Annotated in this window: 15 protein-coding genes; 9 read left to right on the top strand and 6 right to left on the bottom strand. The window is 68.9% G+C overall.

All coding sequences use genetic code 11. From position 1 onward, the window contains the following. Positions 1-4: 4 nt before the first annotated feature. The gene (gene modB, locus J2X58_RS14740; RefSeq protein WP_090058923.1) at positions 5-679 is read left to right on the top strand and encodes a molybdate ABC transporter permease subunit; all 675 of its coding nucleotides are present in this window, start codon (positions 5-7) and stop codon (positions 677-679) included. Beyond that, on the top strand, positions 676-1,347 hold the full coding sequence (locus J2X58_RS14745; RefSeq protein WP_310049059.1) for an ATP-binding cassette domain-containing protein: 672 nt from the start codon (positions 676-678) through the stop codon (positions 1,345-1,347). The genes modB and J2X58_RS14745 overlap by 4 nt, the downstream gene beginning before the upstream one ends. A 17-nt stretch (positions 1,348-1,364) precedes the next feature. Here the strand turns inward: J2X58_RS14745 and J2X58_RS14750 are convergent, their stop codons facing one another. Further along, the gene (locus J2X58_RS14750; RefSeq protein ID WP_310049060.1) at positions 1,365-2,159 is read right to left on the bottom strand and encodes a TOBE domain-containing protein; all 795 of its coding nucleotides are present in this window, start codon (positions 2,157-2,159) and stop codon (positions 1,365-1,367) included. Positions 2,160-2,267: 108 nt separating this feature from the next. On the opposite strand from J2X58_RS14750, the gene J2X58_RS14755 reads away from it, so the two are divergent. The 3 genes from J2X58_RS14755 to J2X58_RS14765 are packed head-to-tail and all read left to right on the top strand — an operon-like array spanning position 2,268 to position 4,873. Further along, a complete protein-coding gene (locus J2X58_RS14755; RefSeq protein WP_310049061.1) occupies positions 2,268-3,212 on the top strand; it encodes a YbhN family protein in 945 nt (314 codons plus the stop codon). Beyond that, complete coding sequence (locus J2X58_RS14760) at positions 3,209-4,363, top strand: serine hydrolase (RefSeq protein ID WP_090175136.1); 1,155 nt, start codon at positions 3,209-3,211, stop codon at positions 4,361-4,363. Before J2X58_RS14755 ends, J2X58_RS14760 begins: the two co-directional genes overlap by 4 nt. Before the next feature lie 33 nt (positions 4,364-4,396). Further along, on the top strand, positions 4,397-4,873 hold the full coding sequence (locus tag J2X58_RS14765) for a T6SS immunity protein Tdi1 domain-containing protein (protein WP_090175137.1): 477 nt from the start codon (positions 4,397-4,399) through the stop codon (positions 4,871-4,873). Between the two features lie 113 nt (positions 4,874-4,986). Here J2X58_RS14765 and J2X58_RS14770 read toward each other — a convergent pair whose 3' ends face one another. The 5 genes from J2X58_RS14770 to J2X58_RS14790 all read right to left on the bottom strand — a co-directional run bounded on the left by J2X58_RS14770 (position 4,987) and on the right by J2X58_RS14790 (position 8,774). Further along, positions 4,987-6,246, bottom strand: coding sequence for an RNA polymerase sigma factor (locus tag J2X58_RS14770; RefSeq protein ID WP_310049063.1), 1,260 nt, complete (start codon positions 6,244-6,246; stop codon positions 4,987-4,989). A gap of 52 nt (positions 6,247-6,298) precedes the next feature. Then, positions 6,299-7,069 carry a YciI family protein gene (locus J2X58_RS14775; RefSeq protein ID WP_090175141.1) on the bottom strand — a complete coding sequence of 257 codons (771 nt, stop codon included), beginning with the start codon at positions 7,067-7,069 and terminating at the stop codon, positions 6,299-6,301. 7 nt (positions 7,070-7,076) lie between these two features. Then, positions 7,077-7,547, bottom strand: a complete 471-nt coding sequence (locus J2X58_RS14780; RefSeq protein ID WP_310049064.1) for a VOC family protein — start codon at positions 7,545-7,547, stop codon at positions 7,077-7,079. A 24-nt stretch (positions 7,548-7,571) separates the two neighbouring features. Then, positions 7,572-8,000: a YciI family protein gene (locus tag J2X58_RS14785; RefSeq protein ID WP_310049065.1), complete on the bottom strand. Its 429-nt coding sequence runs from the start codon at positions 7,998-8,000 to the stop codon at positions 7,572-7,574. Positions 8,001-8,126: 126 nt separating this feature from the next. After that, complete coding sequence (locus J2X58_RS14790; protein ID WP_090058899.1) at positions 8,127-8,774, bottom strand: sensor histidine kinase; 648 nt, start codon at positions 8,772-8,774, stop codon at positions 8,127-8,129. 309 nt (positions 8,775-9,083) lie between these two features. On the opposite strand from J2X58_RS14790, the gene J2X58_RS14795 reads away from it, so the two are divergent. From J2X58_RS14795 to J2X58_RS14810, 4 genes are all read left to right on the top strand, one after another. Further along, positions 9,084-15,077, top strand: a complete 5,994-nt coding sequence (locus tag J2X58_RS14795) for an alpha-2-macroglobulin (RefSeq protein ID WP_310049067.1) — start codon at positions 9,084-9,086, stop codon at positions 15,075-15,077. Between the two features lie 48 nt (positions 15,078-15,125). Beyond that, positions 15,126-17,492: a penicillin-binding protein 1C gene (pbpC, locus tag J2X58_RS14800; RefSeq protein ID WP_310049069.1), complete on the top strand. Its 2,367-nt coding sequence runs from the start codon at positions 15,126-15,128 to the stop codon at positions 17,490-17,492. Positions 17,493-17,623: 131 nt separating this feature from the next. After that, positions 17,624-18,943, top strand: a complete 1,320-nt coding sequence (locus tag J2X58_RS14805) for a PAS domain-containing methyl-accepting chemotaxis protein (RefSeq protein WP_310049070.1) — start codon at positions 17,624-17,626, stop codon at positions 18,941-18,943. Positions 18,944-19,025: 82 nt separating this feature from the next. Beyond that, complete coding sequence (locus J2X58_RS14810) at positions 19,026-19,451, top strand: VOC family protein (RefSeq protein WP_310049072.1); 426 nt, start codon at positions 19,026-19,028, stop codon at positions 19,449-19,451. The last annotated feature ends 3 nt before the right edge of the window (positions 19,452-19,454 follow it).

Consider the following 19,454-nt stretch of genomic DNA (forward strand, 5'->3'; position numbering starts at 1 on the left):
CGCCGTGGACGCGATCTGGGTGCCGCTCGCGCTGACGCTCAAGGTCGCGCTCTGGGCGACGGCCATCAACCTCGTGCTCGGCGTGGCGGTCGCCTTCGGACTGGCGCGCTGGCGCTCGCCGGCGCGCGAGGTGGTCGATTCGGTACTGACGCTGCCGCTGGTGCTCCCGCCCACCGTGCTCGGCTATTACCTGCTCGTGCTGTTCGGACGCCGCGGCGTGTTCGGCGAGTGGCTCGACCGGCTCGGCATCGAACTCGTGTTCACCTGGCAGGGGGCCGTGGCCGCCTCCACGCTGGTCGCCTTCCCGCTCGTGCAGAAGGCGGCCCGCGCGGCGTTCGAGGCGGTCGATCCGCAGCTGGAGGACGCCGCGCGCGTGCTCGGCCTGCGCGAGGCCTCGGTCTTCTTCCGCGTCTGCCTGCCGCTCGCCGCGCGAGGCATCACCGCCGGCGCGCTGCTGGCCTTCGCGAGGGCGCTGGGCGAGTTCGGCGCGACGCTGATGATCGCCGGCAACCTTCCGGGACGCACCCAGACCCTCTCCGTCGCCATCTACGCGGCCGTGCAGGCAGGCGACGACCGCACGGCCGGTGTCATGGTGGCCGTGATATCGGTCACTTGCGTCGCCGCCCTGCTGCTGGCGGGCTGGCTGGCGCCCGGACACCTGCGGCGGGTGCGGCCATGAGCGTCGTGGACGTGGCCATCCGCAAGCTCCTGCACGCCGACGACCGGCACTTCGAGCTCGACGTCGCCTTCGACTCGACGCAGCGGCGCATCGTCCTGTTCGGCCCGTCCGGCGCGGGCAAGAGCCTTACGCTGCGCGCCATGGCGGGGCTGCTGACGCCGGACGCCGGACACGTCCGCGTCGACGGGCGGACGTTGTTCGACCACGCGGCCGGGATCGACCTGCCCGCGCGCGAACGTGGCGTGGCCTATCTTTTCCAGGACTACGCCCTGTTTCCCCACCTGACCGTCGCCCAGAACGTCGCTTTCGGCCTGCACAGGGGCTGGCTCAACGCGTCGCGGCACACGAAGGACGAGCGCGTGCGGCACTGGATCGACGCCCTCGAACTCGGCGGCGTGGCCGCCAGCTATCCGGCGCGCATCTCGGGCGGTCAGCGCCAGCGGGTCGCCCTCGCGCGCGCCCTGGTTTCCTCGCCGCGCCTGCTCCTGCTCGACGAGCCCTTCGCGGCGCTCGATCCCGCGCTGCGCGGGCGCATGCGTGCGGAGCTGCTGGCGCTGCAGTCGCGCCTCGACCTGCCCATGCTCGTGATCACGCACGATCCGGCGGACGTCGAGGCCCTCGACGGCCACACCATCGAGATCCGCGATGGCCGGGTCGGCCACGACTGACTCTCGGACGGGCGGTTTCAGTCGGTGACGCCGAGAATGACCGCCGACGCGTCGAAGATCGCCACCACGGCCGAGCCTTCGGCCAGTTCGAGTGACGCGGCCGCCTCCCGGGTCACGATCGCCGTCATGCTGCCGCCGCTGGCCAGGTCGATGGTGACCTCGCTGTTCACCGCGCCGGGCAGCACCTGCCGCACCACGCCTTCCAGCCGGTTCGACGCCGAGACGCGCAGGCGCTCGTCGGGCAGGCCGAGGATCACCCAGCTCGCCTTGACGAGCGCGACGACCGGCCTGCCGGGCGCGAGCCCGAGACTGGCGGTGCTCTCCCGCGTGATCGTGGCCACCACGGTGGCGCCGCCGTTGAGTTCGACGGTCACGGTGTCGTTGACCGCCCCTTCGGCGATATCGCTAACCGTGCCCGCCAGCTGGTTCCTCGCACTCGTTCGCATCGTGAATCGCCTCAGCAGGTGGAGATCGTCCGTCGCGTCTTCGCCGAGCGCCGCGAGGCGTTCGACGAAGCGACGGTGTTCGGCTTCTATGCCGCGGAACGACGCGATGAGCCGCTGCGCCCTCGGCGTGAGCGAGGCGCCACCACCGCCGCGGCCTCCGGTGGCACGTAGCACCAGTGCCTCGCCGGCCAGGTTGTTCATGGCTTCCACGGCGTCCCACGCACCCTTGTAGCTCATGCCCACGGCCTTGGCGGCCGCGGTGATCGAACCGGTCTCGCCGATCCGGGCCAGCAGCTCGATGCGGTCGGTGCCACCCCAGCGACGCGCGCCGTCGGTGAGCCAGAGCGAACCCTCGTAATGGAGCATCGTGTCACCGCGAATGAAGTTTCCCCGGTCGAGTCTAGCCCCGGCGCCCCCCTCTCGTGGGATCATCGCGTCTTTCGCGGGGATAGCCCCGCCAGTTCGGATAGCGCGGTGACGGATAAGCACGACAAGGCGGACGCGAAGGCGGCGGTGCTTCGGGTGGCGAAATACCTGCTGACGGCGGCGATCGTCGGCGGCGCCGTGTTCCTGCTGCACCGCTACATCGCGCGCATGGCCTGGGCGGACGTGCGCGAGGCCATCGACCGCATTCCGCGCTGGCACGTCGCCGGAGCGATCGGTGCCACCCTCGTCAGCTGGACCTGCCTGACCGCCTACGACGTCTTCGCGGTCGAGACCGTGGTGCCCGGCAGGGTCTCGATGCGGATGAAGATCTTCTCCGGTTTCACCACCCACGCCATCTGCAACGCGCTCGGCTTCCACGCGATCACGGGCACGGCGTTGCGCTATCGCATGCTCGCGACGCAGGGCGTCAGCGCGGCCAACGTCGCGCGCATCGTCGGCCTCGTCGGCTTCGCGGTGGCGCTCGGCTTCGCGAGCGTCACCTGCATCGCGCTTATGCTGGAACCGTCGATCGCCCTCGGCTGGGGACGCTGGCCCGGCGTCGTGCTGGTCGTCCTGTTCGCCGTGCTGCTGCGCTGGCTCGCCGGCAAGCACGACGAACTGAAGGTCTGGAAGTTCTCCACGCCGGTGCCGTCGGCGCGCTCGGCCGCCGCGCAGATCGTGATCGGCATCGTCGAGATGGTCGCGGCCATCACGGTCATGTACCTGCTGCTTCCCGCCGGGATCGCCGGCAGTTTCCTCGACTTCGCGCCCATCTATGTCGGCGCCATCCTCGCGGGCATCATCAGCAACACGCCGGGAGGCATCGGCGCGTTCGAGGCGCTGACGCTGGCGGCGTTCCCGCAGGAGCAGCGCGCGGAGGTGCTGGCGGCGCTGCTCGCCTACCGCGCGATCTACGGTTTCGGGCCGCTGGTGCTCGCCTCCGTGGCGTTCGGCGCCTTCGAGCTGCGCCAGCGCGTGAGGGTTGCCGCATGAAGCATCTCCTGTGCCGGCTCGCCGTGTTGCTCGTGGCGATGTGGCTCGCCGCGTGCGCGCCGCCGCACGCGCGGCGCACCGATGTGCTGTTCTGGAACCAGCCGCAGCGCGAGGCGAACTTCCGCGCGATGGAGACGCAGTACGCGAGCAACGTCGTTCGCCACGGCAAGGCCCATCCGCTGCCGAAAGGCGCCGCGCTGGCGCCGCGTTTCGACGATGGACAGACGCTGGACGGCTACATGGCCGACCATCACGTCGCAGGCATCATGGTGGTACAGGATGGCAAGGTTCGCCTCGAGCGCTACGGCCTCGGCGCGGACGCGACGACCCGCTGGACGTCGTTCTCGGTGGCCAAGTCGTTCACGTCCACGCTGGTGGGTGCGGCGTTGCGCGACGGTGCGATCGGGAGCCTCGACGATCCGGTCACGCGCTACATCCCGGAACTCGTCGCCGGAGCCTATCGCGACGTCACGGTCCGCCAGCTTCTTTCCATGACCTCGGGTGTGCGCTGGAACGAGGATTACGCCGATCCACACTCCGACGTGGCGATGATGTACGAGGGTGAGCGCAAGACCGGGGTGCCGCTGCTCGTGTCGTACATGTCGAAGCTGCCGCGCGAATTTCCCGCCGGCGCCCGCTGGGTTTACAAGACTGGCGAGACGGACCTGATCGGCATCCTCGTGACGCGCGCGACCGGAAAGTCGCTCGCGGCGTACCTCGCCGAGAAGATCTGGATTCCCTACGGCATGGCCGAGGATGCGATCTGGCTCAAGGACGACGTGGACGGCACGGAGGCCGGCGGCTCCGGCGTGTCCGCGACGCTGGCGGACTACGCCCGGCTGGGTCAGTTCCTGCTCGATGGCGGCGTCGCCGCGGGCGAGCCGGTGCTGGCGCCAGGCTGGCTCGATGCCGCCACGCGCACGCAGGCGTCCATCGGCAGCCCGGGACGAGGCTACGGCTACCAGTGGTGGACCTACGACGACGGCAGCTACGAGGGTATCGGCATCTTCGGCCAGCTGCTTCACGTCGATCCGCGCCGCCATCTGGTGATCGTGCAGCTCGCCGCGTGGCCGGTCGCCACGGACGACGCCCACGCACGCGATCGCGCCGCCTTCGTGCAGGCGGTGAACCGCGCGGTCGAGGCGCGTTAGACTGGCGCTTCCCCTCGCGACGACGCCGCCCCCATGGCCCTTTCCTGGAACGACCTCACCTGCACGCCCGACAAGGAAGCGATCGACGCGCTCGCCGAATCGTGGCGCTGGCGCATCGGCGACGCCTTCACGCCACTGCTCTTCACGGCGCTCGGCGACATGTTCTACGAGGCGGACGAGGGGGGCATCTACTGGCTCAACACGGGAACGGCGGAGCTCGAACGCGTCGCGGAAAGCGTGCCGGGATTCAACCAGCTGCTGCGCGAGGACATCGCGGAGGACTGGCTGTTGCCGCCGCTGATCGAGGCGCTGATCGAGGCGGGCAAGACGCGCGCGGAAGGCGAGTGCTACACGTACGTCACCCTGCCGGTGTTCGCGGAAGGCGAGTACTCGGTCGAGAACCTGAATCCCGTGTCGGCGAAGGAACACTTCGAACTGACCGGCTCGATCCTGCAGCAGCTGCAGGACGTGCCCGACGGCACGAACGTCGACATCGACATCACGCACTGACGCTCAGGCGAACCAGTCGTCCTCGCGCTCGTGGCGAAGGGCGACGATGGTGACATGGGCTTCGTCGATATGGAAAAGCGCGACGTAGCCCGCGCCGCCGAACGGGACGGCGGCTACCCGCACGCTTCGACGCGCGCCTCGAGCATCCGGCGTTCGCGTTCGTTGCGGGTCATCGTGGCGGCGCGGCGGAAAGCGTCGCGCGCCTTGTCGAGCCGGCCGAGGCGGAAGAACAGGTCGCCGAGGACGCTCGGCAGGAGGTGGTAGTCGCGCAGGGCCGGCTCGTCGACGAGCGCCTCCACGAGCGGAAGCGCCGCCGCGGGACCCTCGGCCATCGACACCGCCATGGCGCGGTTGAGTTCGACGACGGGCGACGGCAGCACGACGACGAGTTCGGCGTAGAGGTTCGCGATACGCGACCAGTCCGTGTCCTCGGCCCTCGTGGCGCGGGCATGGCAAGCCGCGATCGCGGCTTGCAGGGCGTAGGGGCCGCGCTCGCCGCCCTGCCGCGTGGCGCGCGCGAGAGCCTTCTCGCCGCGGCCGATGAGCAGCCGGTCCCAGCGACGGCGGTCCTGGTCCAGCAACAGGATCGGCTCGCCGTGCGCATCCACGCGGGCGCCCATGCGCGAGGCCTGCAACTCCATCAGTGCGACGAGGCCATGCACCTCGGGTTCGTCCGGGACGAGTTCGGCCAGGACGCGGCCGAGGCGCTGCGCCTCCTCGCACAGGGCCGGCCGCATCCAGTCGCCGCCCGCCGTCGCCGCGTAGCCTTCGTTGAAGATGAGGTAGAGGACACGCAGCACGGCCGCGAGGCGTTCGCCGAGTTGCGCGCCGCGCGGCACCTCGTAGCCGATGCCGGGGGCGGCGAGGCTGCGCTTCGCGCGCACGATGCGCTGCGCGATCGTGGGCTCCGGCAGCAGGAAGGCGCGCGCGATCTCGTCGGTCGAGAGGCCGCCGAGCAGGCGCAGCGTCAGCGCCACCTGCGCTTCGACCGACAGCACCGGATGGCACGCGGTGAAGATCAGTCGCAGCATGTCGTCGCCGATGTCGTCGTCGAGCCGGTCGATCAGCCGCTCGTCCTCCGACTCGAGGAGCCCTTCCATGTCCTGGCCGAGCGCTTCCAGCTTGCGGCCCGCCATCCGTTCGCGCCGGATGCGGTCGACGGCACGCCGCTTCGCCGTTTGCGTCAGCCAGGCGCCGGGGTTCCTCGGCACGCCCTGACCCGGCCACTGTTCCAGCGCGGCGACGAGGGCATCCTGGGCGAGTTCCTCCGCCAGGCCGACGTCGCGCACCATCCGTGCGATGGTCGCGATGATCCGCGGCGACTCGATCTTCCAGATCGCGTCGATGGCGCGATGGGTGTCGTGCGTCGTCATGGCCACGCATGACAGCATCGGCCGTCATGCGTGGCAAGCCGCGTTGCCGCAATCAGGGCGCGGCGGGCATCAGTTCTTCCATCCGGTACAGCTCGCGGATCTCGAGCCGCGCGTCGTCGCCATCGGGGAACGGATAGGTCGCGATCCACGCGAGCACATCGTCGAGGGTGTCGACGCGGAGTACCCAGAAGCCGGCGACCATCTCCTTGATCTCGGCGAACGGGCCGTCGAGCACGGTCGCCTTGCCGCCGCTGAAGGCGACGCGCTTCGCGTGCCGGCTCGACGACAGGCCCTGTCCCGCGATCAGGTGGCCGGCGTCCTGGCCCGCGCGGTTCGCCTCGGCCATGCGCCCGAGGATCTCCGGGCCCGGGTCGAAGTCCGTCTCGCTACGCTCGTTGGCCTTGAGCATCACCATGAAGCGCGGGCGTGACGACTCCCCTTCGCTCGGGTCGCCGAAACCCGAGAGGCCACCGGGGCAGCCGATCGGACGGATATCGATCCGCGCGTCGCCTCCGGCATCCTCGACCGGCCAGCCTTTCACCCATTCGACGGCCTCGTCGATGGACGCGGCGTCGATGATGCTGAAGCCCGCGATCAGCTCGCGCGTCTCGGCGAACGGCCCGTCGACAACGATCGGTTCGCGGCCCGGGCCGAACGTCACGCGCACGCCCTCGCCGCTGGGCTTCAGCCCTTCGCCGGCCAGGAAACGGCCTTCCGCCGCGAGGGTGTCGACGTAGTCGCCCATCGCTTCGATCAGCTCGCGCGTGGGCCGCGTACCTGCCTCGGTCTCGTCGTCCGCCTTGCGCAGGATCAGGAATCGCATGGGCGCCTCAGGCTTCCGGCTTCGGATCGGGGCCATTGATCATCCAGGGGATGTCGAAGCGATCGGTGAACATGCCGAAGCCGGTGGACCAGAACGTCGGTCCGAACGGCATCTCGATCGTGCCGCCGGGCGAGAGCGCGTCGAAGGCCTTGCGTGCGTCCTCGACGTCGTCGAAGCCGAGGGTGATCTTGAAGCCTTCGAACCTGAGCGGCGGCTCATGGGCCTCGCGCACGGCGTCGGAGCCCATGATCAGGTGCCCGTCGACCGAGAGACTGGCGTGCATGACGTAATTCCTGTCCCGCGCCACGCGCATGGCTTCGGCCGACGGTCCTCCATGGTTTTCGGCCTGCGCCCCATCGGGCTCGGGCATCTCGCTGTAGTGGTGCTTCTCGACGATCTTGCCGCCGAGCGCCCTGGCGTAGAACTCGAATGCCTCTTCGCACGTACCGGGGAAGAACAGATAAGGCTGAACGGTCATGACGGTTTTCCTTGTGTCGGTGGATCAGGCTTTGGATGCCAGTTCGGCGCGCAGGCGATCTTCCTGCGCGCGCGCCTCGGCGGTGAATTCGGGACCGAAGTCCTCGGCTTCGAAGACCCGGCGGATTTCGATCTCGGATTCGCAGTGCTCGAACGGGTTGGGTGCGCGTTTCATCCATTCGATGGCTTCGTCGAGCGAACGTACCTGGATGAGCCAGAAGCCGGCGATGAGCTCGCGCGTCTCGGCGAACGGACCGTCGAGGACGTCGCGGCGGTCGCCGGCGTAGCGGATGCGGGCGCCTTCGCGGCTGGGGTGCAGGCCTTCACCGGCGAGGAGCACTCCGGCGCGGACAAGCTCCTCGTTGAAATTGCCCATGGCCGTCAGCAAGGCCTCGCTCGGCATCTCGCCGGCCTCGGACGCCTTCGTCGCGCGGACCATCACCATGAATCGCATCGGTAGTCTCCCGGTCTGGCGCCGGGACGATTCCCGGCGTACATGGAGACGTCGATTGTGACGCGCCCGAATCGACAAGGGCGACCGACATTTTTTCAACGCTCGTCGCCCGGCGGTGGCGATGGGTCAGGCGCGGACGGCGGGCGCGTCGAAAACGGCCCTGACGCCGTCGGCCTCGAAGCGCACCGCGGGCTCGCCGGAGGCCCGACCCGACACCTTCTCGATGAAGCACGTGCCGAAGCCACGCCGTGCCGGGCGAACGACCGCCGGACCTCCGCGCTCCTTCCATTCCAGGCGGGCCTCGCCGCGCTCGCGAGCGGGATCGAACGACCAGGTGAGCTCGACCGTGCCCTTCGCCGTCGAGAGGGCGCCGTACTTCGTCGCGTTGGTGAGCAGCTCGTGGACGGCCATGGTCACGGAGACGGCCGTCCCGGGGTCCACGGCGAGCGGCGGTCCCGAGAAGGTGACGCGTGAGTGGCCCGGATCGTGCGGGGCGACGGCATCGGCGACGACCTCGTCCAGTGCCCTGAGGGCCGATGCGGGCGCGAGGAGCAGGTCGTTCGCGCGAGCGAGGGCTCGCAGTCGGGTCCCGAACGCCGCCATGGAGCAATCGAGCGGGCGGTCGTCACGGAAGCTCTGCATGGCGATCGCCTGTACCACCGTCAGCATGTTCTTCATGCGGTGGTTGAGATCGTCGATGACCAGCCGCTGGGCGCACGCCATGTCGCGCCACGCGGCGAGGTCGTCGAGGGAACTGGTCGCGTCGTTTCTCATCGTGACGCCACAATAAACGAATAAATCAGCGCGTTACATGACGTTACGCACCCGTCGTGAGCCAGGTCACGCTGCGAATAATCCGACACGATTTTCAGAATTCTTCCATTGCATTCCCAGGGGACGGACGATCGATGGGGCTGCCTCCGATGTGCCAGAATCCGGTCGTCGTGGCGGCCGATGCCACGCGCAGGATGACTCTGGGGATACGAATCGACTGGCTGGCTCGCCGCGCATGCGCGGCGGGTTGGCCGCGACGTATCCGCGGCACGGCGGCGGCGCCGTCACTCACGCTTCGGACCGGAACACATGGATCTGCTTCGTTTCCTCGCCCTTCTCCCCATCCGCCTCGTGCGGGCCCTGTTCCGTTTCCTCGGCTGGATGCTCCGGCCGGTCTTCGGCGACATGGCCTGGTCCGCGCCCGCCTGGGTGCCGGCGACGGGCCGCGTCGCCCGGACGCATCCGCTGAAGTTCACGGGCGGCATCGCGGCGGTTCTGGCACTGGCCGCCGCCGGTTGGTTCGGCTGGCACTGGTGGCAGAACCGCCCCCGGCCGGTGGAGCCCGACCGCATCACGTTCGAGGCCCCGGCGCCGGCGGTGACCGACTACGACCGCGTCCCGGCGGACATCCACCCGCTGGTGGTCACGTTCTCCGCGTCCGCCGCGCGTCTCGAGGCGCTCGGCAAGCCGGTCACCGACGGCATCGCGATGGAGCCGAAGCTCCAGGGCCAGTGGACCTGGGACAACGACCGCGTGCTGCGCTTCACGCCGGCGTCGGACTGGCCGGTCGGGCGCAAGATCGACGTGCGCTTCGACAGGACGAAGGTGTTCGCGCCGCAGGCGCTGCTCGCGGACGATCACTTCACGTTCGCCACGGCGCCGTTCACGGCGAGGGTGGTCAACGGCGAGTTCTACCAGGACCCGCAGGACCCGACGCGCAAGAAGACGATCGTCCACCTCGGCTTCAATTACCCGGTGGACGCGGCGCAACTCGAGAAGCGGATCGCCCTCGAACTGCGCAACGGCAACGAAAAGCGGGGCGACGCGCTCAAGTACACCGTGACCTACGACGAACACCGCCTCAACGCGTTCGTCCACTCGCAGCCCCTGCAGCTTCCCCGTGACGACGGTTCCGTGGCGCTGAAGCTCGAGGACGGCGTGGTCAGCAGCCGCGGCGGCGAAGGCACCGAGAAAGCGCTCGAGACCGCCGTGCGCGTGCCCGGCCTGTACAGCCTGAAGATCGACGACGTCTCGGCGACGCTGGTCGACAACGAGCGCTTCGAACCCGAACAGGTGGTCGTGATGCAGTTCGGCGGCCCGGTGAGCGACGCCGAACTGGCGAAGAAGCTCCACGTCTGGGCCCTTCCTCTCGACGACGACAAGCACTACGCCATGTCGTCGATCGGCGAGGCCGATCTGCGCGGCTTCACCGCGCTCAAGCCGGAGGTCGTGCCGACGGAGAACGACTGGTCGGAAACCCAGAGTTTCCGCTACCACGCGCAGCCGGGGCAGCGGATCTACGTGCGCGTCGACAAAGGGATGACGTCGTTCGGCGGTTACGTCATGCCGCGGCCGCGCAGCGACCTGCTCACCGTGCCCGACTACCCGCGCCTCCTCCGCTTCATGGCCGACGGATCGTTGCTATCGCTCAGTGGCGACCGTCACATCTCGGTGGTGTCGCGCAACCTGCCGGGCATGCGCATCGAGGTCGGCCGCGTGCTGCCGGACCAGTTGCAGCACCTGGTATCGCTCAACTCGGGGAGCTACGCGAAACCCGAGATGTACGGCTTCACGCCCGACCACATCGTCGACCGCTTCGTGAAGAAGGTCGCGTTCCCCGACGAAGGGCCGGGCAAGGCGCATTACGAAGGTTTCGACCTGGGCCAGTACCTCGCCGCCGGCAAGCGCGGCGTGTTCCTGCTGAAGCTGTCGGGCTACGACCCGAAGGCCGAGCGCGAAGCGCGCGAGCGAAAGGAAAAGGCGGCCCGCGAAGCGGCCGCGCGAGAGGCTGGCGCCGATCCGGATGCCGCGGCGGCCGAGGCCGCCCGCAGCGACGACGATATCGACTTCACGCCCTACGACTGGCCCCGCGACGAGCGTCTGGTCGTCATCACCGACCTCGGCGTCATCGCGAAGAAGTCGCTCGACGGCAGCCAGGACATCTTCGTGCAGTCGATCCGGAGCGGTTCGCCGGTCGCCGGCGCCTCCGTCGCCGTGATCGCGAAGAACGGCAGCACGCTCCTCACGCAGACGACCGGCGGCGACGGCCGCGCGCATTTCGCCAATCTCAAGGGCTTCACACAGGAGAAGGCCCCTGCGATGTACGTGGTGCGCCAGGGCGAGGACCTCTCGTTCCTGCCCGTGAGCTCGTACGATCGCTCGCTCGACTTCTCGCGCTTCGACATCGGCGGCGAGCCCAACGCGCACAGCCAGGGCCAGTTGTCCGGCTACCTGTTCTCCGATCGAGGCATCTACCGGCCGGGCGACCTGTTGCACATCGGCATGATCGTCCGCGCGAACAGCTGGACGCGAAGCGTCGCCGGCATGCCGCTCATCGCGGAGATCGTGGACCCGCGCGGCACCACGGTGCGCCAGCAGACCGTTTCGATGGACGGCGCCGGATTCGCCGAGCTGGAGCACACCACGTCGGAGACTTCGCCGACGGGCAACTGGACCGTGAACCTGTACATCGCCAAGGACGGCAAGCCGTACTCGCAGATCGGCAGCACCACGGTGCAGGTGAAGGAGTTCCAGCCGGATCGCATGAAGGTATCGGCGAAGCTTTCCTCCGCCGTGCCGGAAGGGTGGGTGAAGCCAGCGCAGCTCAAGGCCATGGTGGACGTGCAGAACCTTTTCGGCACGCCGGCGGCCGATCGCCGGGTGGAAGGCTCCCTGACACTGCGCCCTGCCTTCCCCTCGTTCCCCAGCTACAAGGATTACCACTTCTACGACATCCGCCGCGCGAAGGAAGGCTTCGAGGAGAAGCTCGCGGACGCGAAGACCGACGACAAGGGTCACGCCGAGTTCGCGCTGGATCTTTCGCGCTACGCGGATGCGACGTACCAGCTCTACTTCCTCGCCAAGGCCTACGAGGCCGAAGGCGGTCGCAGCGTCGCGGCGGCGACGCAGGGCATGGTGTCGTCCAATGACTGGCTCGTCGGCTACAAGTCGACCGACAACCTCGACTACGTCAGCCGCGACGCGAAGCGCAGCGTGAACCTCGTCGCCATCGATCCGTCGGCGAAGCGGATGGCGCTCGCCGGCCTGAAGCAGGCGATCGTCGAGACGCGCTACGTGTCCGTGCTGACGAAGCAGGATTCCGGCGTATTCAAGTACGAGTCGAAGGCGCGCGAGACCACGATCTCCGAGACGCCGCTGTCGATTCCCGCGGCCGGCGTCGACGTGGCGCTGCCGACCGACAAGCCGGGCAACTTCGCGCTGGTGGTGAAGAACGCCGATGGCAAGGAAGTGAATCGCGTCGCGTGGTCGGTGGCGGGCGAGGGCAACGTGTCCCGTTCGCTCGAACGCAACGCCGAGCTCCAGCTCACGCTTTCGAAGAAGGACTACGCCCAGGGCGAAACCGTCGATATCGCGATTCGCGCACCCTACGCCGGCAGCGGCCTGATCACGATCGAACGGGATCGCGTGTACGCGCACGCGTGGTTCCACGCCGATTCGACGAGCTCCGTGCAGCACATCGCCGTGCCCGCCGACTTCGAGGGCAACGGGTACATCAACGTGCAGTACGTGCGCGATCCGTCGTCCGACGAGATCTTCATGAGCCCGCTGTCTTTCGGCGTCGTGCCGTTCTCGGTCAACATGGATGCCCGGCGCGACGCGATCGCGGTGGAGTCGCCGTCGCTGGTGAAGCCCGGGGACACCGTCACGTTCCACGTCACGTCGCCCGTGCCGACGCGCGCCGTGGTGTTCGCGGTGGACGAGGGCATCCTGCAGGTCGCGCGCTACAAGCTCGGCGACCCGCTGCAGTACTTCTTCCGCAAGCGCATGCTCGAGGTCTCGACCTCGCAGATCCTCGACCTCATCATTCCCGACTTCCAGAAGCTGATGGCGATGGCGGCGCCGGGCGGCGACGCGGACGGCGCGATCGGGCGGCAGCTCAATCCTTTCCGCCGTAAGCGCGACAAGCCGGTGGCTTACTGGTCGGGCATCGTCGATGTCGACGGATCGCGCGACCTGACCTACAAGGTGCCCGACTACTTCAACGGCAAGCTGCGCGTCATGGCGATCAGCGTGTCCCCCGAACGCATCGGTACGTTCGAGGGCGCGACCACCGTGCGCGGCGATTTCGTGCTCTCGCCGAACGTGCCCACCACCCTCGCGCCTGGCGACGAGGCCGAGATCAGCGTCGGCGTCGCCAACAATCTCACCGGCCTTGGCGGGAAGGAGGTACCGGTCGCCGTGAGCCTGAAGGTGGGCCCGCAGCTGCAGATCGTCGGCAACGCGTCGGCGACGCTCGGCTTGGGCGAGATGCGCGAAGGCGTCGCGATCTTCCGCGTGCGCGCCACCGATCGCCTCGGCTCGGGCAACCTGACGTTCACTGCCGCATACGGCGGCAAGTCGGCGAAGCAGGGTGTCGACCTGTCGGTCCGGCCGGCGTCGCCGCTGCGCACCGACCTGGCCTTCGGTCGCGTCGAGGCCCACGGACGCGCGGATGTCACGGGATTGCGCGAGATGCATGACGAGTACGCACGGCGTGACGCCGCGTTCTCCACCGTGCCGCTCGTGCTCGCACGCGGGCTCGCCGCCTACCTCGTCGACTTCCCGCATTACTGCACGGAGCAGGTCGTCAGTGCCGCGATGCCCGCACTCGTCCTGGGACAGCGGCCGGAGTTCGGCGACGTGAAACCGGCGCGCATGTCCGACGGCGACACGCCCCCCGCCGACCCCGTCGCCGCGCTCTTCGACACGCTGCGCGCTCGCCAGAACGGGCAGGGTGGCTTCGGCCTGTGGACGGCCACGCCGGATACCCATGCCTTCGCCACCGACTACGCGGTGCATTACCTGGTGGAAGCCGGTGACCGGGGAGTGGCCGTGCCGCACGACCTGCTCGCCTCGGCGGATAACGCCCTTCGCCAGATCGCCGCCGACGACACCGACGACTCGCTGCCGGCGATGCGGCAGCGCGCCTACGCGATCTACCTGCTGACGCGGCAGGGCAATGTCACCACCAACGACCTGGCGTCCGTGCAACGCCGCCTGCAGGAAGTCCACGCGAAAGCGTGGAAGGACGATCTCGCGGCGGCCTGGCTGGCGGCGTCGTACCAGTTGCTGCATCAGGACAGGCTTGCCGCAGACCTGATGTCTGGCCCACGCAAGCTACTCGGCCGCAAGCCGGCCGACGAGCCTTACGCTTACGAGTCTTACTACGACGCGCCGATTCGCGACGCCACGGTCCTCTACCTGCTCTCGAAGCACTTCAGCGAGCAGGCGAAGGCGCTGCCGCCGGAGACGATCGAGAACCTCGTGCGTCCGCTCGGCAAGGGCCGGTACAACACGTTGTCCTCCGGCATGATCATCCTCGCGCTCGATGCCTGGGCGAAGGAAGCCGGCGGCGACGTCGCGAAACTCTCGATCGGCGCGGTGGCGGCGGACGGCAAGGTCACGCCGATCGGCACGCCGAAGGGCGCCATCGTCGATGGCCGCTGGACCGCCGGCACCCAGCGCCTGCGGATGGTCGACGATGCCGACGCTCAGTCCTGGTATGCCGTCTCCCAGACGGGCTTCGATCGCAAGCCCTCGACCGAGACGCGCAAGGACGGCATCGAGATCACGCGCAGCTACACGGACGCGAAAGGCAAGGCGATCGACACGGTGAACGCGGGCGACGAGATCGACGTCCATCTCCGCATCCGCTCGACGCGCGACGGAGGTATCCCCGATGTCGCCATCGTCGATCTGCTGCCGGGCGGCTTCGAACCCGTGCTCGATACGAGTCCTCCGGGGCAGCCGCAGGCGAGCGCCGCGGAGGAAGACAGCGAGGCGTCCGGAGACGAGGGTGCGGAAGGCGAGGACGAAGGCGAGGGCGACGAGACACCGGCATGGCGTTCGCCCATCGGCACGCCGGAGTCCACGTGGACGCCGGAGTATGCCGACGTGCGCGAGGATCGCGTGGTGGTCTATGGCTATGCGAGCCGCGACGTCCAGGAGTTCATCTATCGCATCAAGGCCACCAATGCGGGTCGCTTCGTCATTCCGCCGGTTTTCGCCGAATCGCTCTACGACCGCGGCGTGCAGGCGCGGGCCCCGGGCGGCGGCACGATCGCGGTGGAGAGGAAGCCGTAGCGAGGGGCCGGTCGCTCCCGCCCCCGGGCACCGTTCATCGCCAGACTCATGAAGCTCCTCTCGCGCCTCCGTCGCGTCAAATGGCACAACGCCCTCGTGGCGTTGTTGCTCTTCGCCGCCGTGCCCCTTGCCTTTCGCCTGTGGCCACACGAGCCGCTGCGCGCGTCGTTTCCGTCCTCGACGGCGGTCTACGACGCGAACGGGCACCTGCTGCGCCTCACCCTCGCGAGCGACCAGCGTTACCGGCTGTGGGTGCCGCTGGAGGACATCTCGCCGGCGATGGTCGACGCCGTCCTGCTGCACGAGGATCGATGGTTCCGCTGGCATCCGGGCGTCAGCGCATGGGGCATCGCGCGCGGCGCGTGGATGACGTACGTTCGGCGCGCATCGCCACAGGGCGGTTCCACCATCACGATGCAGCTCGCACGGCTGATGTGGCGACTCGACACGCGGAGCCCCGCCGGCAAGTTCACGCAGGCGCTGCGCGCGATCGGGCTCGAACTGCGCTATTCGAAGCACGACATCCTCGAGGCCTATCTCAACGCCGCGCCCTATGGCCGTAACGTCGAAGGTGTCGGCGCGGCGAGCCTCGCCTACTTCGGCAAGGCGCCGGCGCGGCTCAGCCTGCCGGAGGCGCTGACCCTCGCGGTGATTCCCCAGGAGCCGGCGCGTGGCCTGCCCGGCGACGCGAACGGCAACGCCGTCATCGACAGGGCGCTGAAGGTCGCGCGCGACCGGCTGTTCGCGCGCTGGACGTCGCGGCATCCCGAGGACGCCTCAGCGGCACCGCTGTTCGACCTGCCGTTGAGGCTTCGTCCGCTCTCGCGCCTGCCGTTCGAAGCGCCGCACTTCGTCGAGCAGGTGCTTGCCGCGCGCCGCCTCGACGGCGACGACGACATGCGGGTCGTCACGACGCTCGACCTCGGGCTCCAGCGCAGCCTCGAACGACAGGTTCGGCAGTACGTCGAACGCGCGGGCGATCGCGGTATCCGCAACGCGGCGGCGATCCTCGTGGACACGCGCGACATGGGCGTGAAGGCCATGGTGGGTTCCGCGGACTATTTCGATGCGGCGATCCAGGGCCAGGTGAACGGCACGCTGGCGAAACGCTCGCCCGGCTCGACGCTGAAACCCTTCATCTACGCGTTGGGGTTCGATCAGGGCATCCTCCATCCCGAGACGGTGCTGCGCGACGTCCCGAGCGCGTTCGGTCCGTATACGCCGGAGAACTTCGACGGTCATTTCCTCGGCCCCGTCACGGCGACGCAGGCGCTCGTGCGCAGTCGCAACATCCCCGCCGTACAGGTCGCCGCGCGGCTGGCTCATCCATCGCTCTACGATTTCCTTCGCGACGCCGGCATCTCGCGCATGGCGAGCGAGCAGCATTACGGGCTCGCCCTGGTGCTCGGCGGCGGCGAAGTCACGATGCAGGAGCTGGCCGGCCTCTACGCCATGCTGGCGAATCGGGGCGAACTCCGCCCGCTGCGTCTTCTCGCCTCGACGCCGAAGGCCGGCGGCACGCGCGTCCTTAGCGAGGAGGCGAGCTTCATGGTGATGGACATGCTGCGCCAGAATCCGCGGCCCGACGATGTCGTCGCGGCGCAGCCATCGCGGGTCCCCGTGTATTGGAAGACGGGAACCTCCTGGAGCTTCCGCGACGCGTGGACGGCGGGCAACTTCGGGCCCTACGTCCTCGTCGTGTGGATCGGCAACTTCGACGGTGCGGGCAACCCGGCCTTCGTCGGCGTCGACGCCGCGGCACCCTTGTTCTTCCGTATCGCCGATGCCCTGCGGGCGGAACGCCCCGGGCTGGCGGAGCCGATCCGGCGCAATCCGCCCAACCTGCGTCGCGTGCCCATCTGCCTCGCCAGTGGCGACTTGCCCAACGCCTGGTGTCCGCAGCTCGGCAGCACGTGGTTCATTCCCGGCAAGTCGCCCATCCGGGTCAGCAACGTGCACCGTCCCGTGGTGGTCGACACGACGACCGGCAAGCCCGCGTGCCCACCGTACGATCCGCATCACACGCGCACCGAGGTCTACGAGTACTGGCCGTCCGACCTGGCGCGGGTGTTCGCGCAGGCCGGCATGCCGCGGCGCACGCCGCCCCCGCTTCCCGACTGCCAGGGCGGGGGTCAGCTCGCCGGCGAGCCGCCGAAGATCACCTCGCCCACGCGTGGCAGCAGCTACCAGATCCGCGCATCCCGCCTCGGCAGCGAGCGCATCGCGTTCACCGCGACGGTGGACGCCGCCGCCCACCGCATCTACTGGTTCGTCGACGACACCTATCTGGGCAGTGTCCCCAACGGGCAGGGGCTGATGTGGGCGCCCGAACGCACCGGGCGATTCCTGGTTCGCGTCGTCGACGATCAGGGCCGCACCGACGCAAGACCGCTGGTGATCGGACAGGCCGACTAGGCCGAATCGACGACAGGTGTAAGTCGTCGCTAAGCCGATGCGCGAATTCGGCAAAGACGCTGCAGCGACATCAAGTTAGTCTTCACGCCTGACGATAAGCGAGCTCCAGCCATACCCGCGGAGCACGACACATGGCCCTCGATCTCACCGCACGACTCCGCGCGCTCCTTGGCCGGTCTGCCGGCGTGCGCGGGAAAATGGACGCCCTGAACCGGACGCAGGCCGTGATCGAGTTCGCGCTCGACGGGACCATCCTCGACGCGAACGACAACTTCCTCGCCGCGGTGGGCTACGAGCGCGCGGAGATCGTCGGCCGCCACCATCGCATGTTCGTCGCGCCGGAGGAGGCCGCGGCGCCGGAATATGCGGCTTTCTGGCAACGGCTCGCGGCGGGCGAGCCGGATGTCGGTCTCTATCGCCGCCTCGGTGCCGGTGGCAGGGAAGTCTGGATCCAGGCGAGCTATAACCCCGTACTCGACCGAGCGGGTCGTCCGCTGCGTGTCGTGAAGTTCGCGACCGACGTGACCGAGCAGCGCCTGCGCAGCGCGGACATGGAAGGGCGGCTGGCCGCGATCGACAAGGCGCAGGCCGTCATCAGCTTCTCGCTGGACGGCATCATCCTGGATGCGAACGACAACTTCCTGGCCACCATGGGCTACGCACGCGACGAGGTCGTCGGGCAGCACCACCGCATGTTCGTCGACGGCGCCGATCGCACGAGCGCGGCGTATCTCGCCTTCTGGGAGAAGCTCGGCCGCGGCGAGTACGACGCCGGCCTCTACCGCCGCGTCGACCGCCGGGGCCGCGAAGTGTGGATCCAGGGAAGCTACAACCCGATCTTCGACATGGCGGGACGCCCCTTCAAGGTCGTCAAGTACGCCACAGACGTGACGGCGCAGACGCGCGCGACACGCACGCTCCACGCGTCGCTCGCGGAGCTTGCCGACACGGTGCCGGCGATCGCCGCGCAGGCGCGCGCCACCAACGCGCTGGCGAACGAGGCGAGTCGGTCGGCGGCGGACGGCGGCGCGATGGTCGAGGCGGTCATCTCCACCATGTCCGCCATCCAGGACGGCGCGCGTGACATCGCCGAGATCGTGTCGATGATCGATTCCATCGCGTTCCAGACGAACATCCTTGCGCTCAACGCGGCGATCGAAGCCGCGCGTTCCGGCTCGCATGGCAAGGGCTTCGCGGTCGTCGCGCAGGAGGTGCGCACGCTGTCCAAGCGGAGCGCCGAATCCGCCCGCGAGATCCGGACGCTGATCGAGGGCACGCTCGACCGCGTGCGCGAAGGGAGCGAGCGCAGCGGGGAAGCCGGTGTGGCCATGCGCGACATCCTCACGTCGGTGGGCACGCTGTTGGAGCGCGTCTCCGATGTGGCGCAGGCCACGAACCAGCAGGCCGGCGGCATCGACACCGTGCGCCGCGCCGTGGCGGAGCTCGCCTGAGCCTGCTTTCGGATTGACTGACGGGGCAATGGTTCCCCGGCACGGGCCGGGTTACCGTCGGCACACCGCCAAGGAGACCCTCATGAGCAGCACCGTCATTCCCTGTCTGCGCTATGCCGACGCCCCCGCCGCCATCGATTTCCTCTGCAAGGCGTTCGGTTTCCAGCGCCAGGCCGTCTACGAGAGCAGCGCGCACCCCGGCCTGATCGACCATGCGCAGCTGACCTACGGCGACGGCATGATCATGCTCGGCTCCGTTCGCGACGACACCCCCTTCAGCGGTCACATGGTCCAGCCCCGCGACGTCGGTGGCCGCCAGACGCAGTGCGCCTGTGTCACCGTGGCCGACGTCCGCGCGCACTACGACGCCGCGAAGGCGGCCGGGGCCGAGATCGTGGACGACTACGAGGAGAAGGATTACGGCGGCGCTGGCTACTCGGCCCGCGATCCGGAGGGCTACCTTTGGTACTTCGGCAGCTACGACCCGTGGACGCCAGCCGCCACGTAGCCT

The sequence above is a fragment of the Luteibacter sp. 3190 genome, from assembly GCF_031456385.1.
GTDB lineage: Bacteria > Pseudomonadota > Gammaproteobacteria > Xanthomonadales > Rhodanobacteraceae > Luteibacter.

What these genes read in the sequence shown, in the direction of transcription:
- J2X58_RS14745 (WP_310049059.1), top strand. Translation starts at nt 676, where the DNA reads ATGAGCGTCGTGGACGTGGCCATCCGCAAGCTCCTGCACGCCGACGAC.
- J2X58_RS14750 (WP_310049060.1), bottom strand. Translation starts at nt 2,159, where the DNA reads ATGCTCCATTACGAGGGTTCGCTCTGGCTCACCGACGGCGCGCGTCGC.
- J2X58_RS14760 (WP_090175136.1), top strand. Translation starts at nt 3,209, where the DNA reads ATGAAGCATCTCCTGTGCCGGCTCGCCGTGTTGCTCGTGGCGATGTGG.
- J2X58_RS14765 (WP_090175137.1), top strand. Translation starts at nt 4,397, where the DNA reads ATGGCCCTTTCCTGGAACGACCTCACCTGCACGCCCGACAAGGAAGCG.
- J2X58_RS14770 (WP_310049063.1), bottom strand. Translation starts at nt 6,246, where the DNA reads ATGACGACGCACGACACCCATCGCGCCATCGACGCGATCTGGAAGATC.
- J2X58_RS14775 (WP_090175141.1), bottom strand. Translation starts at nt 7,069, where the DNA reads ATGCGATTCCTGATCCTGCGCAAGGCGGACGACGAGACCGAGGCAGGT.
- J2X58_RS14780 (WP_310049064.1), bottom strand. Translation starts at nt 7,547, where the DNA reads ATGACCGTTCAGCCTTATCTGTTCTTCCCCGGTACGTGCGAAGAGGCA.
- J2X58_RS14785 (WP_310049065.1), bottom strand. Translation starts at nt 8,000, where the DNA reads ATGCGATTCATGGTGATGGTCCGCGCGACGAAGGCGTCCGAGGCCGGC.
- J2X58_RS14790 (WP_090058899.1), bottom strand. Translation starts at nt 8,774, where the DNA reads ATGAGAAACGACGCGACCAGTTCCCTCGACGACCTCGCCGCGTGGCGC.
- J2X58_RS14795 (WP_310049067.1), top strand. Translation starts at nt 9,084, where the DNA reads ATGGATCTGCTTCGTTTCCTCGCCCTTCTCCCCATCCGCCTCGTGCGG.
- pbpC (WP_310049069.1), top strand. Translation starts at nt 15,126, where the DNA reads ATGAAGCTCCTCTCGCGCCTCCGTCGCGTCAAATGGCACAACGCCCTC.
- J2X58_RS14805 (WP_310049070.1), top strand. Translation starts at nt 17,624, where the DNA reads ATGGCCCTCGATCTCACCGCACGACTCCGCGCGCTCCTTGGCCGGTCT.
- J2X58_RS14810 (WP_310049072.1), top strand. Translation starts at nt 19,026, where the DNA reads ATGAGCAGCACCGTCATTCCCTGTCTGCGCTATGCCGACGCCCCCGCC.